This is a genomic window from Vibrio sp. Vb339, assembly GCF_902751245.1.
Taxonomy (GTDB): Bacteria; Pseudomonadota; Gammaproteobacteria; order Enterobacterales; family Vibrionaceae; genus Vibrio; species Vibrio coralliirubri.
On record NZ_CADDIS010000001.1, the window covers coordinates 1,547,682 to 1,562,627 of the forward strand.

Annotated in this window: 11 protein-coding genes; 1 reads left to right on the plus strand and 10 read right to left on the minus strand. The window is 46.4% G+C overall.

The window, feature by feature from the left end:
• Positions 1-86: 86 nt before the first annotated feature.
• From yegS to HRQ85_RS06790, 10 genes are all read right to left on the minus strand, one after another.
• Positions 87-992 carry a lipid kinase YegS gene (yegS, locus tag HRQ85_RS06745; RefSeq protein WP_172379101.1) on the minus strand — a complete coding sequence of 302 codons (906 nt, stop codon included), beginning with the start codon at positions 990-992 and terminating at the stop codon, positions 87-89.
• A gap of 19 nt (positions 993-1,011) precedes the next feature.
• Positions 1,012-1,917 carry a LysR family transcriptional regulator gene (locus HRQ85_RS06750; protein WP_048613320.1) on the minus strand — a complete coding sequence of 302 codons (906 nt, stop codon included), beginning with the start codon at positions 1,915-1,917 and terminating at the stop codon, positions 1,012-1,014.
• A 78-nt stretch (positions 1,918-1,995) separates the two neighbouring features.
• Complete coding sequence (locus tag HRQ85_RS06755; RefSeq protein WP_172379102.1) at positions 1,996-3,363, minus strand: BatD family protein; 1,368 nt, start codon at positions 3,361-3,363, stop codon at positions 1,996-1,998.
• Entirely contained in the window at positions 3,360-5,102 is a 1,743-nt protein-coding gene (locus tag HRQ85_RS06760) for a vWA domain-containing protein (protein WP_172379103.1), read from the minus strand. The genes HRQ85_RS06755 and HRQ85_RS06760 overlap by 4 nt, the downstream gene beginning before the upstream one ends.
• Positions 5,095-6,174, minus strand: a complete 1,080-nt coding sequence (locus tag HRQ85_RS06765) for a vWA domain-containing protein (RefSeq protein WP_172379104.1) — start codon at positions 6,172-6,174, stop codon at positions 5,095-5,097. The genes HRQ85_RS06760 and HRQ85_RS06765 overlap by 8 nt, the downstream gene beginning before the upstream one ends.
• Entirely contained in the window at positions 6,167-6,727 is a 561-nt protein-coding gene (locus HRQ85_RS06770; RefSeq protein WP_172379105.1) for a DUF4381 domain-containing protein, read from the minus strand. Before HRQ85_RS06770 ends, HRQ85_RS06765 begins: the two co-directional genes overlap by 8 nt.
• Positions 6,728-7,690 carry a DUF58 domain-containing protein gene (locus HRQ85_RS06775; protein WP_172379106.1) on the minus strand — a complete coding sequence of 321 codons (963 nt, stop codon included), beginning with the start codon at positions 7,688-7,690 and terminating at the stop codon, positions 6,728-6,730. It abuts the gene before it with no gap.
• Between the two features lie 12 nt (positions 7,691-7,702).
• The gene (locus HRQ85_RS06780; protein WP_050643891.1) at positions 7,703-8,686 is read right to left on the minus strand and encodes an AAA family ATPase; all 984 of its coding nucleotides are present in this window, start codon (positions 8,684-8,686) and stop codon (positions 7,703-7,705) included.
• 95 nt (positions 8,687-8,781) lie between these two features.
• On the minus strand, positions 8,782-11,190 hold the full coding sequence (locus tag HRQ85_RS06785; RefSeq protein ID WP_172379107.1) for a tetratricopeptide repeat protein: 2,409 nt from the start codon (positions 11,188-11,190) through the stop codon (positions 8,782-8,784).
• Positions 11,191-11,382: 192 nt separating this feature from the next.
• Positions 11,383-12,930, minus strand: coding sequence for an arylsulfatase (locus HRQ85_RS06790; RefSeq protein ID WP_017060009.1), 1,548 nt, complete (start codon positions 12,928-12,930; stop codon positions 11,383-11,385).
• Between the two features lie 346 nt (positions 12,931-13,276).
• Here HRQ85_RS06790 and HRQ85_RS06795 point away from each other — a divergent pair, with 346 nt between their 5' ends.
• Positions 13,277-14,839, plus strand: a complete 1,563-nt coding sequence (locus HRQ85_RS06795) for an arylsulfatase (protein WP_172379108.1) — start codon at positions 13,277-13,279, stop codon at positions 14,837-14,839.
• Positions 14,840-14,946: the final 107 nt, after the last annotated feature.

The following is a 14,946-nucleotide window of genomic DNA, read 5'->3' on the forward strand; positions in this document are numbered from 1 at the left end:
GAGCAAACGCAAAAAGAGGCATAACGAATCTTAGCGGAGTGAATGACCCTATCGGTCGATCACTCCGTTTACCCAATCGAAGTGGTTTACCGGTTTTTCACCAAACAAGGACTGTTTTCTGGCAACACCAAACAAATGCTGGATGGCATGACTTCAAAACGTATTTGGTTGGAACGATAAGGTTCACCATCAAGGTTAATGGGCAGTGACTGAGGGAAATCGATCTCTAACCAGCGAGCTTGAGTATGGACAATGTATTTGCCGTCGTCGGCTGGATGCTTGAGCTCTTCGATGACTTTTGGCAAATCAGAAGCCACAAAGGTTTTGACCAAAGTAAGATCCATCAAGCCGTCATCAATCAATGCATTAGGCGCTAACTCTTGTCCTCCACCCGCTAAGCGACCATTACAAAAAGCACCAACAAGGATCTCGCCGGTAAAGCTGCCTTTGTCTATGGTCAACGTGCCACTGTAAGGCTTAAAGCCGAGTGCTTTCACCACACCTGTTAGTGTATACGCACCGCCACCGAGAAAATCTTTAAGCTCGACTGGCGTTTCGGCTGTGACTTCAGCACCAAAACCCGCCGCAGCGATATTCATAAAGTAGCGGTCATTCGCACGCACGCTATCCACCGCAAACGCCTTGCCTTCCAGCGCTAGTTCGAAAGCACCCGAAATATCATTAGGTATTCCCGTTGCGGTAGCAAAATCATTCGCAGTACCCATCGGGATAATCGCCAGTTGTGGTCTTTCACTGGCACGGAACTGGTTGAGCGCGTTAACGGCTTCATTCACCGTTCCATCGCCACCCGCCACAATCAGACGCTTAACACCATCGCATATAGCCTCGCTTACCAAACGGAACATATCCGACGATTCCCAAGTCACTCTAACTTGCAGGTCAATATCGTTGTCCCTCGCCGCAAAGATGGCTTGCCTTAATTCCGGGATATTGGCTTTCTTTCCGTTTAAAATCGCGCGAATGATTTCCATGGCTATGTCCTTGTATAAGCTAACTTGATAATTCTTTTGCTGCCGCTTTGATCTTAGCTCGTAACCACTTATGGCTTGGTTCATTAGTTCGGCTTGGATGCCAAATCATACACATATCGAGGTCTTCCAACTCAAAGGGTAATGGCAGTGTTTTTACCGCGTACTTTTCAGCAAAACAACGCACCGATGAAATAGGCATTACACCGATGTACTCAGAGCCTTCGATAACAGGCAGCATCTCTACAACGCCCGCTGCGCGATACACGATTCTACGTTTCTCAAGGTCACTGTAGTGTTCAGAGCTCAATAAGCTTTTGCGCGCATGCCACCTTGATACAACCACATGTTCGAGTGCTAAGAACTGTTCCATATCGATCGTATCGCCAACCGTAGGATGATCACTACTACACACCACGACCAGCTCTTCTGTAGAAATCACCTCGTGCTTAAGCATGGTTCTTCCTTTAGGCGTCATATCAACAATCACGTCGTGTCTTTGAAGCCTTAAGTCGGACTCATAATCTTCCGTAAACAGAGGATGAACCTCTAACGCGATACCTGGCGCTACTTGGCTGATTAACTGCATGACTTTTGGCATCATTTCGTAGCTCGCTGCCGAGACGCAGGCAATGGAAAACACACGGCCAGATGTTTTAGGATCGAAGTCTCTTGATGCGGATAAGGTAGAAGTAAAGTTTTTAAGCGCGGCAGCCATTGCAGGATAGATATCAATAGCGAATGTGGTTGGCTCTACGCCTGATGTGGTGCGATGAAACAGTGGTTCATCATAGATATCTCTCAACCTTGCAAGTGCTTTACTCACTGCTGGTTGGCTTATATCCATGCGATTAGCAGCCCTAGATAAGTTCTGCTCTTCATAGATAGCAACAAATATAGGAATTAGATTTAGTTCGGTACTTTTCATACAGTTCCATATTAAAGAAGCAGGTTCCCCATAGTAGAGAACCTGCCGATTATGTTCGATGCGAATGACTAAAGTTTGCTACTTAGTTCTATCTTTTAAGTCTGGCAAGGCTTTAGGGATTTTCATGCGAGCGGCAATTGAACGAGGTTTACTCTGTCTTGATTTGTCGTCGGGCAAGTTACGTAACCCTTTCCATAAACGAGTGAATACGTTTTTATCTTCACTTCCCTGTTGAAGGGCTTCGCTATCTTCTAGCCAACGCTTTTGCCCATTTGATTTACCCAGTTGCTCTTTACTTAGTTCTAGCTGAGAGGTTTCACTTCGCAATTGACGATAGATAAAGGTTCTTAATGCAGCCCAATTACCTTGCTTGAGTAAACGACGTAATACCAACCAACTTGGTGTTGGACGATTTGCGTAGTAACGCTTAACGGAAACAATCAACGCAATGCAGACTAATAACGCCAAACCAACCGTAATAAACACCGACATGTAAGCTTTGATGAAAGATTGGACTGTGTGTTTGGCTTCAAACACTTCTCCTTTTATCACCACGGTTTCAAGGCGTTGATTTTTGCTGTCCCACCACTGAAATGAAAACTCTGGGAGCGTAAATTCACCGCCCTGCTGAATTACATATACCGTCTCTTCAACTCGGCTTGAGCGATAATCACCACGTTCTTGTGTATCATCCAAACGGTTGGGCTGTGGGTAAGCTTGGAACTGCTGAGTGGACTCATTGGTTAGCACGTCTGGCAGCAACACAGACAGGCTGTCTTTTGCCTTAATCGTGATAATTCGAGTAATGGCATCGCCAACTTTTAGCTCTTCACTCGAACGTTGCCATTGCTGCTCTACATCTACTTCTGTCGCAGAAAACCAAGGCGTTTCATTATCGAGTAAACCTGAAGGCAACGAAGCTTCAAATTTAATCGGCTGCGTGTAAAGCGTACCGCCCACGTTTGAACCATCAGGAGCAGAAACTTGGATACGAACCGGAACGGTTGGAATGACAAACTCGCCAGAAGTCATCGGATAAAGCGTCACTTCCCAACGCTGACGTGACCATGTAGTACCACCAACTCTTTCTGTGTAGTTCGTCGCGAGTTGGTTACGCTGCTTAGCGATCACGTTAGGGATTTCGATACTGCCGATTCGAGTGCCGCCCGTTAACCAGCGCGGTGTCGCCACCTCAATGTTCAGAATGACCTGCTCATTTACGCTGACTTTGGCCGGCGTTATTTTGTCGCCTGACTTTGGCTTTTCCCCTACCCAAGCGATAAGTTCCACATCACCACTTTTTTGCAGATCGAAGATATCGGCAGCAGAAGCAACAGCAGGAAAAAACCAACTCAACATAAGAGTCATCGACAGCAACCATGTACGGGATGTGAATCGCACTCCCTTTGATTGAATCGCTTCAAGAGCTAAATCATATCGACTCATTGTGTTTGCTCCTGTTTTGAGGCTTGTTCCTGTTTTGGCGCCTGTTCAATAGACGGTGCAGGGTCTCTTAATTGAATTTGAAATTTCGACTTCAAGAAGAATTTAGGATCCGCTTCGACTCGTTTTAACCACTTGTCGGCAAGCTCTTGACTGCCCAATATTTCATTGGCATTCAGCGTTTCCTTAAGCATCAATTCCGCTACCGTTTCTTCTTCAGCACCATCACCCGTTCGCGGCTGATCGTCTTCGAGTTCTAAAGATTCTTCAGGGCCATCTGTGGTTCCAGACTGGCTTTCACTGGTTCGGTTTACCTCTTCGACAATCCCGCTAAGCACAGCAAGGTTATTTTCCACATCCGTTCTTAGTTCAGGTGAAAGATCTTCTTTCTCGCTTAATGATTTTAGAAGGTCTCGCGCCGCAAGGTATTCACGCTGCCTAGCTAACGCACTGGCTGCATTGTACAAACCAAGGTCAGTTTTGGTCTGCAAGAACGCACTGTGAGCGAGCTTAAAATCACGAGCATAGTAATAAGCCGCGCCCTTTCGCATTGGGTCAGTAAAATGTTTGGCAGCTTGAAGGTACTCCTTCTGATTCAATAAACGTTGACCTTGTTGGTCGGGCGTTAGCCATAAGTCCCACCACCATTGAGTGGTCTTATCCCAAGCTGTAAGCGACTCCACCACAACGGGTTTATCAGCAGTTAAGTTGACTGTTTTCGCCAAAGTGCTTGGTGAATACAGGCTGCCCGAAATCACTAGGCCAACGACACACCACTGTACCAACCATCCTTTTCTGAACCACAACAACATGATGATCACCATTGGAATAAGCAGGCCATAGCCCATATCTTTCCATGGCATAGAAGATTCACCGTTAAGTTGCATGTTTCTTTCAACCGCTTGATTCAGTTGTCGAATATCCGAATCGTCAACGGTCACCTCAATTACTCGACCACCTGTCTTGTTTGCTAAATTGTGCAATGAATCGAGGTCGACAGGGTTATCGCTCACCACATCGCTATTTCCGGCAGCCAAAATCAGCAACTGATATGGATTTTCGTTGAAAAAGGTTTCAAAAGCTCGCGTCGTACTTGGATTCACACCATCAGAGACTAAAAGCACTGACGAACCTAACTCACCAGACAGTTGCTGATTTATGAGTGGCAGCGCTTCTTCTGCTGATTTACCTGAAACCGGCATGATGTCGGGTGTGATAGCCGCAAGAAACGGTTCAAATACCTTGCTGTCCTGCGTGACGGGCATCGCGACGTGTGCGCTGCCTGCGTAAACCACTAAGCCTGTATTACCGCCTTTGCGAGCTGCCAATAAGTCTCTAATTTTCTGCTTAGATCGTTCCAAGCGACTTGGAGGCAAATCCTTAGCGAGCATAGATTCACTATTATCGAGCACAACCAACATCGACGCTTTATCTTCACCAAATGGCGATGCTTCACCAAATGGCGATGCTTCACGTTGCCATGTTGGGCCAGAACAGATAATGATGGCGATAGTCACAATCACCACCAATAGCTTCAATGGCAGTTGCTTGCGCCAGCCTGTTTCGCCAATCGTCAATGCATCACGTAAATGTGCTGGTAGAATGTCTTTCCACGTTGGTTTTGTCTCTTCTCTCCAACGAACCCATAACAGAAAAAACATTGGAATAAAGGCCAACAACCACAATGGTCGGATAAAATGAAACTGGGTAAAGAACTGTTGTATCGTGAGAGAATCAGGCATCACTCTCTCCTTTCAAATTCTTAGCCGAAGCAGCGAGCAGCGATCTTCGGCGTATCGTTGCTAAGCTGAATGCGGTCAAATACATCACTACAACAATCGCCATCAAGTAGTGGTGCAGCCCCTGTTTAGGGCGATAAGTGGTACTCTCATACAGCTGAGGTTCTAGCTCACCAATCTGAGCATAGGCTTTGGTCAGTTCGTCGCGGTTAAGTGCTTCAAAGGCTTCGCCACCTGACTCTTGAGCGACACGCTTGATGGTTTCCATATCCAGAGCAACCTCTCCAACAGTTTGCGGATCACCCATCGCAATAACGTGAATTCGAACGCCTTTAGCCTTGGCGACTTTCGCGGCATCAATAGGCTCAACAAAACTTCCTGTATCATTACCGTCTGTTAGTACGATCACGACTTTCTCTTTTTCGTTGGTGTCGACGTTTGAATCTTGAACGGCAGCACTTTGCTTCTCACTCTGCTCAAACACCTTAATCGCAAGGCCGATTGCATCGCCCAAGTGCGTACTTTGTCCTGCCATCGCGACATCGGTTTGATTAAGCAGTTCAAGCCATACATTTTGGTCCGCGGTAAACGGTGTTTGTACAAACGCTGCATCACCAAACAAGATCAAACCGAGTCGGTCTCCTTTTCTGGTTTTCGCAAAGTCGGCTAACACCTCTTTGGTCGCATCTAAACGAGAGATTTTATCGCCTTGTTTAGAGGTAAAATCTTGCTCCGCCATTGAGCCAGACAAATCGACCACCACCATCACATCACGACCCAATTGTTCACGAACCTGTGGCTCACCAAGAATGGTTGGTTTCGCTAACGCGCACACGACCAATACCCAAGTAATAATGAGCGTGGTCCGTTGCCACCAGCTTGGCGTTAACTGGCTGGCACCTTCTGACGGAGCTTCCCCAATCGCTTCAACCAGATCTCGGAAAAATGGGACCTTAATCGCCATTTGCTTAGTTCGATAAGCAGGCACAGCAAAGTAGACCAACAACGGCAAAGGCAGCGCGATAAACCATAGCGGGTGCGCAAATTCAAAGCTGGCAGATAAAACATCAAACATTATCTTGCCCCTCAACCATCACCTGTACATTCGGTTTTGTTTGTACATCGGGTTTATGAAGCTTTAGCCACATCATCGCGGTTTGAATCACCTCTAAACGCTGTTCAAAGCTCAAACGCACATTAGGGTCAATTAGGCTCTGCATCCATAATTCCGAAACTTCATCGGCAAAGAACGCATTGCTGTTTTCACTGGTGTTAGCGCTAACGGGCAGATAAGCGTTCAAACGGTTTACATAAGCTTGCCCAAACAACTTAGCATTGCTGCTGTCTAGATAACGAAGCACCACTTTGAGGACTTTAAAGGTTCGTTCGGTTGAGTTTTTGTCTCTTGCATCCAATACCATGAGCTCTTGAAGCGCTTCTTTACGATAACGGTTATTCCACCATCTCTGCGCCAAACGATAAGCCAGGTAGATGGCAACCAACAGCAAGGCAACGCCGAGGATCTTCCAACCAATGGTTTGCGGCATCCAGCTCACACTCTCAGGAATGGCGACATCGTGCAGATCGCGAAGGATATAAGTACTTGGAGGCGTATGTTCAACGGCCATCTAGCGCCCTCCCACCAGCTTTTGCAGCTGTGATATGTGATTGCCCGAGGTGTCTAATTCGATATAAGGAAGGTTTTTCATCGCCATCAATTTAGCAAGCGACTGCTTCTGGAGTGCCGCTTTTTGGGCAAGGCTTTCACTTGCGAGGTTAACCTTAGATTGGCTATCCAGATTAAGTTGAAAGCGACCATCACCCACCACCCAGTTTGCGCTTGCCAGATCTTGAGGCAATGATTGTTCTAATGGATCTGTGACCATAATGGCTAAGATGTCGTTGTGTTGTTGCAGTTGTTTTAGTCGGTCAAGATGTTGCTCTTGGCAATCTCGCCAATCACTAATAAAGATTAAGGTCGACTGCTTCAATCTCATTCGCTTGATCAGTTCAATCCACTGGCTAAAACCAACATTATCGCCATCACTTACATTGACGCCTAAGCTTTGATTGGCTTTGGTCAGATGTTTTAACTGAGCCAATAAGTCCGATTGAGAACGCTGTGCTTTGGTATGAAAGAGCTTTTGGTGTGAAGCCAAAACGAAGCCGACTCGGTCACCATCTTTCAGCACTCGCCATCCACACAATGCTGCGACTTCAGCGGCCACAACGGATTTCATGGTATTTTGAGATGCAAAGAACATCGAGCTGCGTTGATCAACACAGATCATCACATTACGGTCTTTCTCTTCGGTATAACTACGAACATGAGGTTTACCTGTTCGCATCGTAACTTTCCAATCGAGGTTACGAATGTCATCACCAAGTTGGTAGTGACGTAACTCCTCGAAATTCAAACCTCGACCACGGAACAATGAGTTGTGCCTGCCCGACAGCACACTGCCCGCCTTTAGATGAGGCAGTAAAGAAAACGACTCAGCTTGAGCCTGAATTCGCACTAACCTTGAGTAATCACAATACAGTCGTGGATCAAGGCCTTGCGATCTGGGAGCTTGTGTTGGCTTCGCCATGACGCCCCCTAGTTATCCAATCTCAACATTATCAAGCAGTTCTTCAACCACTCTTTGATGATCAACGCCATCAGCCAATGCATCATAAGACAACGAGAATCGGTGACCTAATACGGTTGGTAACATGGCACGCACATCGTCTAAAGTGACGTGGTCACGCCCTTGCAGCCATGCATAAGCGCGAGCACATTTATCCAACGCGATGGAAGCACGCGGGCTTGAACCAATCTCAATCCATTTAGACAAGTTTGATTCTGGGTAACGCTCTGGCTTACGAGTCGCCATCACCAAGGCCACAATGTAGTTCTCAACTAAATCGGAAACGGCAATGTCTGGAAGTTGGCGGCGAGCCTCAAGCACCAACTCAGGTTCAATATGCTCCGGAGTGACTAATTCTGAACTGGTTTCGCTACCCAACTCTTCACTGCGGACTAGTCGAATAATGTCACGTTCCGCTTCATCTTCTGGATAGTCGACCGTCACTTTCATAATGAAACGGTCCATTTGTGCTTCAGGCAGTGGATACGTACCTTCTTGCTCAACTGGGTTTTGCGTAGCGAGCACCATGAACAGATCTGGCAGAATATGAGTTTGACCACCCACCGTAATCGTCCCTTCCGCCATCGCTTCAAGCAGAGCCGCTTGTACCTTTGCGGGCGCACGGTTGACTTCATCGGCTAATACAATGCTGTTGAAAATAGGACCCGGTTGGAAATGCAGTTGAGGCTTTCCATCAAGCTCTTGATACACTTCTGTACCCGTCACATCAGATGGCAGCAGGTCTGGCGTAAATTGAATTCGACCAAAACTGGTGTTCAGTAGATTCGCCAGCGATTTTACTGAGCGAGTTTTCGCTGTACCGGGAAGTCCCTCTAAAAGCACATGGCCGTTAGTCAATAACCCTATCACCAGAGCCCGAACGACGTGGCTCTGACCGATAACACTTTTCTCTGTTTGTTCAATCAGTTGGTTTATTGCTTGTTGCGCATGGTTCATAGGTCTTCCCTTAATTCAATCTGGCTGCGTACATCCTACTCACAAGCCCCATAACTATTAGTTATAAGCTCGATAGCCAAGCTCACCTCATCGCTTTATTTAAACCTAGCTTTCAATTGGTTAATGGCTTCCGGCGGAGCCACTTTGCTCAATGATGAAATACATTGCTCAAACGCCTTTGGTACGCCCGGTATATGGCTGTTTCGCGCCAACACTTCACACTGGGCATACAGGTGCTGTGGGTTGCGGCTAAATTGGTAAGCCTTATGCAGTGATTGACTTGCCGCAAGCACATCCGATTTCTCCAAAGCCAATCCGTACACATACCAATATTGAGGGTCGGTTTGTGCAGTTTCAGCGGCTTGTTTAAGGTAGTCCGTTGCTTGTTCGTAATCTTTCACACGAAGCAGAGACAATCCTGTGCTGTATGGCAAAACACTCGATTTAGGCTGAGCTTCAATACCTTGCTTCAAGGTCGACAACGCTTTTGCTTCGTTACCTTGCGCTCGATACAAATCCGCCAAGTTGGCGTAGCTGTTTTCGAAGTAAGGCTCAATCTCGATAGCACCTTGATAGAACTCAATCGCTTTATCGTGCTGGCCTAAATCTCGGTAAACGTTGCCTAGGTTAGTACGCCCAAATCCTCTGTCGGCATTAAATTGCTGTATTTCAATGTACTCTTCCAATGCAGGCTTGATTTGGTCTTTCTGCAGAGGATTCATTTCTCCCCAATAACGCACTAATGCGCCTGCGGTTTCTGAACGAATCGATAATACAGGGTCTTTCAGTAGCGGTTCTAAAATCTGCCATCGATCAGTGAATGGGAAGCCAGACGAGCCTTGCACCACACCCAAACGGATCATCTCGTCATCATGTTTCACCGCTCTTGCCAGCGAGATAAGCGTATTCTTACCCGTATTACCGCCCAAACGTTCTAAGCTCGATGCTCGAATGATATTGCTTAAGCTGGAATCCTGAGCCGAATACGCCAACGCATCCTCTGCCCCTCGGTGCCCTATTGAGTCAGCATAAAAGGCCACGGCAAAATGCTGCTGATTACGATACTTAGAATCAGGGAACCACTCACCGATTTGCTTATCTGCCCACTGGTCGGTTTGATCTTCATGACAGCTAGTGCACACATTCGGCGTTTTAATGTGTTGGCTAATATCAGGACGTGGGATATGCCAACTGTGGTCACGCCTTGGATCCACCTCCATGTAAGTCGTCTCTGGCATGTGACAAGTGGTACATTGTGATGCTTCGGTATTGGCTTCGTGGAATGTGTGCTTTTCAGGCGTGTATTCCGATGCAATGTGACATTGGCTACACACGGCTTCTTCCGCAATTTTTAGTTCAGCAGTGTGGGGATCGTGGCAGTTAGTACATGTGACGCCTTTTTCAGCCATCACGGATTGAAGGAAAGATCCGTAAACGTAATCTTCATCGTAGATTTGACCATCGTTGTGGTAAAGCTCAGGAGTAATTAAGCTCAGGCGATACTTATCAAAGAATGACCCGTTCACGTGGTCGCCTGTTTCATTCAACTGAGTACGTCGGCTGTGGCATTGAGCACAGGTTTGAACTTGATTGGTATGGATGATGTCTTTTGGTTGCAGGGTTGAATTACCCTCTTGATAGATCCACTCTTTCACCGACTTCGACAAGTCGCGATCAAAACCATAATGCGCCGAAACTTGAACATCCTTTCCACCGTTAGCTTTTGCTAGCTGGGCCTGTTCAACGTGCTCACTCGCAGGGCCATGACACGCTTCACAACCGACATTAATCTCAGACCAAGTAGTGTTGTAGGTATTACTCGCGCTGTCGTAGTTTTTCTCTAGATTCGTAGAGTGGCAATCAGCACACATGAAGTTCCAGTTTTGACCGCTGTTGGTCCAGTAGAATTCATCGGTATTGGTGGTATCAGGATAGAGGTGAAACCAGCGTTGACCGCCTTCGCCTTCAGTGCGAGAGTCCCAAGCGAATGGAATCAACTGTACACGGCTATCTTCAAATTCAACCATGTATTGTTGTAGTGGTTCAAAGGCAAAGGTATAGCTGATTTTGTAATCTTTAAACTGGCCGTCTGGCCCTTCGATATTGACCCAGAACTCTTCGCCCTTGCGAAAAAATCGGTTGGGTTTACCGTCATGAGAGACTGTTTGATCGTTGAAATCGCCTAATACAGATTCGTCTGTAGCGTGCTTCATCGCCATATCATGATGAGAGCCCTCCCACGCTTCGACTTCTTCACTATGACAATCAATACACGCTTCCGAACCGACATACGTGGCTTTAGAGCCGATAGGTAAAGCGTCAGAGCTAACGTGTGAAGCTACAGAACTGGTCTTTGAAATATCAGAGTTGATATTAGGATCTTGCTCGTTGGCATAAGCGTTCAAACTGAACAGCGACAACATCAGTGAAGACAAGATTGCGGATAATACTGCGACTCGCTGGTGTTTCAATCCGTTTACCAGTGAGCACAACCATGCAGACATAACATTCCTTGTTTTTATACATCCTTATGCTTAATAAGGTAGACGTAAAAACAACGAATTTACAATTATTTAGTGGCAATGAGCTCCATAGTTGTGACTCGTATTCACGACCGGGATTTACTCATCGATATGCGCATAAAAAAAGAGCTCCTAAGAGCTCTTCAATCTGTTCAGTTTGACTCAAACAATGACTTACTTGTTATGAGACTCCTGAAGTTTTTCCATTACCTGATCCAAGCTAAAGCTCGCGGCTTTTTGGCGTGGCGGATATTCAGCAAAGGTTTCTAGGAACTTGCCTACATACGCTTGTGCTGGAACGAACATATAAGCATGGTCTAACAACCAGTCGTAGTATGTGTTCGATGTAATGTCTGCGTTTTCGTATGGGTCCATACGCAGGTTAAACAGCTTAGGAAGACGTAACGTCACGAACGGTTCAGCCCAGATTTGCATCGTACCCGTTGCACGCTGCTCCATGAACACCGCTTTCCACTGGTTGTAACGAAGCGCCGCTAAATCACCATCATCGGTAAAGTAGAAGATCTCCGAACGACGGCCTTTCTCTTCTTCACCGGTTAAGTAAGGAAGGAAGTTATAACCATCTAAGTGAACCTTAAATGTTTTATCACCGGCAGTATGACCTTTGAGTAGTTTCTCTTTGATTTGGTCATCACCAGCAGCGGCAACGAAGGTTGGCATCCAATCCATATGGTGCATGATTTCGTTGGATACGGTTCCTGGTTCAATCTTACCAGGCCAACGAACCATTGCTGGTACACGGTATGCGCCTTCCCAGTTGGTGTTTTTCTCACCACGGAACGGGGTTGTACCCGCATCAGGCCAAGAGTTCATGTGAGGGCCGTTATCCGTTGAGTAGAAAACGATGGTGTTGTCTTTGATTCCCAACTCGTCCACTTGCTTCAATAGTTGCCCAACGTGTCGATCGTGCTCAACCATACCATCAGCGTAGTTACCAACACCGGTTACGCCTTTACTATCAGCTTTCACGTGCGTTCTAAAGTGCATACGTGTTGCGTTCCACCAAACGAAGAATGGTTTGTCCGCTTTCACTGCGCGATCCATGAAATCAAGTGCCGCGTCTAGTGTTTCTTCATCAACCGTTTCCATACGCTTACGCGTTAGTGGGCCAGTATCTTCAATCTTGCCATCAGCAAATGACTTGATAACGCCACGAGGGCCAAATTTCTTACGAAACTCTGGGTCGGTTGGATAATCTTCATTTTCTGGTTCTTCTTCAGCATTTAGGTGGTAAAGGTTGCCAAAAAATTCGTCAAACCCGTGTGCTGTTGGAAGGAATTCATCTTTATCGCCAAGGTGGTTTTTACCAAATTGACCTGTCATGTAACCCATGGGTTTCAGCATTTCTGCGATTGTAGCGTCTTCCGCTTGTAAGCCAATGTCTGCGCCCGGCAAGCCTACTTTACTCAAACCCGTACGTAATACACTTTGTCCCGTAATAAAGGTAGATCGACCAGCAGTACAAGATTGCTCTGCGTAGTAGTCCGTAAACATCATCCCTTCTTTGGCGATACTATCAATATTCGGGGTTTTGTAACCCATGAGACCGAAGGTGTATGCACTCACATTGGATTGACCAATATCGTCCCCCCAAATGACCAATATATTTGGCTTTTCTGCCGCAAAAGTGGCGCTGGACGCGGCCATCATTGCTGTACCCAAAATCGCTAATCGACGTTTAGCGCCATATTTCGCTGTCATAGAAACCTCTTCGTAAGTTATTTGCATCCTGCCCTACAACGTATAGTCCATTTTTTGCACATGCGCGAGATTCCCTAAGCTATTAATCTTTTTGTCATTTTTATTGAGATACGGATACACAAATCATCGATAGGGTTTACGCCAACAAACATGATAAGGATCACACATACAAACTAAGGCTTTATTCTAGGCACCTAATGGAGCTGATATTAATCAATAGGTTACCTAAGCATCATAACGATTGGTTATAAGCACTATAAAAGGACGGAACGGAATTTTGGGAATAACATTTGCTCATCGATGTGTTGTTCTAACGCATTAATCTTAAAAGTGAATCGGAGTCCTTATGGGTACTAAAATTAATAAACTAGCATTAGGTGTTGGCTTATTAGCAGCTTCTTCAGCGGCAACAGCAGCAGAAAAACCAAACATTCTTGCTATCTGGGGTGATGACATTGGTGTATTCAACATCAGTGCATACAACAACGGTATGATGGGTTACGAAACACCTAACATCGACCGTATTGCTAACGAAGGCGCACTATTTACTGACCACTACGGTCAACAATCGTGTACTGCTGGCCGTGCTGCATTCCTAACCGGTCAAGAACCTTTCCGTACAGGTCTACTGACTATCGGTATGCCGGGCTCTGACCACGGTATCCCAGATTGGGCTCCAACAATCGCTGACCTTCTTAAAGAACAAGGCTACATGACGGCTCAGTTCGGTAAGAACCACATGGGTGACCAAGATAAACACCTTCCAACGAACCACGGTTTTGACCAGTTCTTCGGTAACCTTTACCACCTGAACGCGGAAGAAGAGCCAGAGACATACTACTACCCTAAAGATCCTGAGTTCCGTAAGAACTTTGGCCCTCGTGGTGTAATCAAGTCGACTTCTGACGGTAAGATTGAAGATACCGGTCCTATGACGCGCAAGCGTATGGAGCACGCAGATGAAGAGTTCCTAGAAGAATCTCTAGCGTTCATGGAAAAAGCAGTGAAAGCTGACAAACCATTCTTCATCTGGCACAACACGACTCGTATGCACGTGTGGACTCGTCTACAAGAGAAATACCAAGGCGCATCTGGTATCAGCATCTACGCTGACGGTATGTTAGAGCACGATGACCAAGTGGGTATCCTTCTAGACAAGCTTGATGAGCTTAAGATCGCAGACAACACAATCGTTATCTACTCGACCGATAACGGTGCAGAAACCGTATCTTGGCCTGATGGTGGTGCTACTTACTTCCACGGTGAGAAAGGTACAACTTACGAAGGCGGTATGCGTGTTCCTCAGCTAGTTCGCTGGCCTGGTACTATCAAACCGGGAACTAAGATCAACGACATCATGGGCCACCAAGACTGGATCCCTACTCTACTAGCAGCCGCTGGTGATGATAAAGTGGTTGAGAAGCTAGCATCTGACAAAGGTGCAACTTACAACGGTAAAAACTGGCGTGTACACCTAGATGGTTACAACTTCCTACCTTTCTTCGAAGGTAAAGAAGAGAAAGGCCCTCGTGACAGCATGCTTTACTTCTCTGCTAACGCTGAGCTAAACGCAGTACGTTGGAATGACTTCAAGATTTCATTCGCTGTGATGGACGGTAACATCACAGATGCCGTTCGCTTCCAAACAAACTGGCCTCAAGTAGTACACCTACGTGCTGACCCATTCGAAAAAGCACCACACGAATCTGGCATGTACCTACGTTGGATGGCAGACAACATGTGGCTATTCGTACCAGTAGGCGGCAAAGTACAAGAGTTCATGAACACGCTACCTGACTACCCAATGCAGCAAAGCCAAGTGCTGAACCCTGGTAACTTCAACCAGAACGTTTACATGCTTCAAGGTAAACTTAAGCAATTAGAGGCGGCAGCAGCGCAAGCCAAATAAGCTTAGATAGGCGGTGTAGACTGTGCAAACTGTATAGATGTGTATTGCACTAAGATTTATAGTAAATACATAATCTAGTACGAAAGCCGTGATAACTCACTTGAGTT

Bases quoted from the DNA above. Each gene is read 5' to 3' on its own strand.
- yegS (WP_172379101.1), bottom strand. From the start codon at position 992: ATGGAAATCATTCGCGCGATTTTAAACGGAAAGAAAGCCAATATCCCG.
- HRQ85_RS06750 (WP_048613320.1), bottom strand. From the start codon at position 1,917: ATGAAAAGTACCGAACTAAATCTAATTCCTATATTTGTTGCTATCTAT.
- HRQ85_RS06755 (WP_172379102.1), bottom strand. From the start codon at position 3,363: ATGAGTCGATATGATTTAGCTCTTGAAGCGATTCAATCAAAGGGAGTG.
- HRQ85_RS06760 (WP_172379103.1), bottom strand. From the start codon at position 5,102: ATGCCTGATTCTCTCACGATACAACAGTTCTTTACCCAGTTTCATTTT.
- HRQ85_RS06765 (WP_172379104.1), bottom strand. From the start codon at position 6,174: ATGTTTGATGTTTTATCTGCCAGCTTTGAATTTGCGCACCCGCTATGG.
- HRQ85_RS06770 (WP_172379105.1), bottom strand. From the start codon at position 6,727: ATGGCCGTTGAACATACGCCTCCAAGTACTTATATCCTTCGCGATCTG.
- HRQ85_RS06775 (WP_172379106.1), bottom strand. From the start codon at position 7,690: ATGGCGAAGCCAACACAAGCTCCCAGATCGCAAGGCCTTGATCCACGA.
- HRQ85_RS06780 (WP_050643891.1), bottom strand. From the start codon at position 8,686: ATGAACCATGCGCAACAAGCAATAAACCAACTGATTGAACAAACAGAG.
- HRQ85_RS06785 (WP_172379107.1), bottom strand. From the start codon at position 11,190: ATGTCTGCATGGTTGTGCTCACTGGTAAACGGATTGAAACACCAGCGA.
- HRQ85_RS06790 (WP_017060009.1), bottom strand. From the start codon at position 12,930: ATGACAGCGAAATATGGCGCTAAACGTCGATTAGCGATTTTGGGTACA.
- HRQ85_RS06795 (WP_172379108.1), top strand. From the start codon at position 13,277: ATGGGTACTAAAATTAATAAACTAGCATTAGGTGTTGGCTTATTAGCA.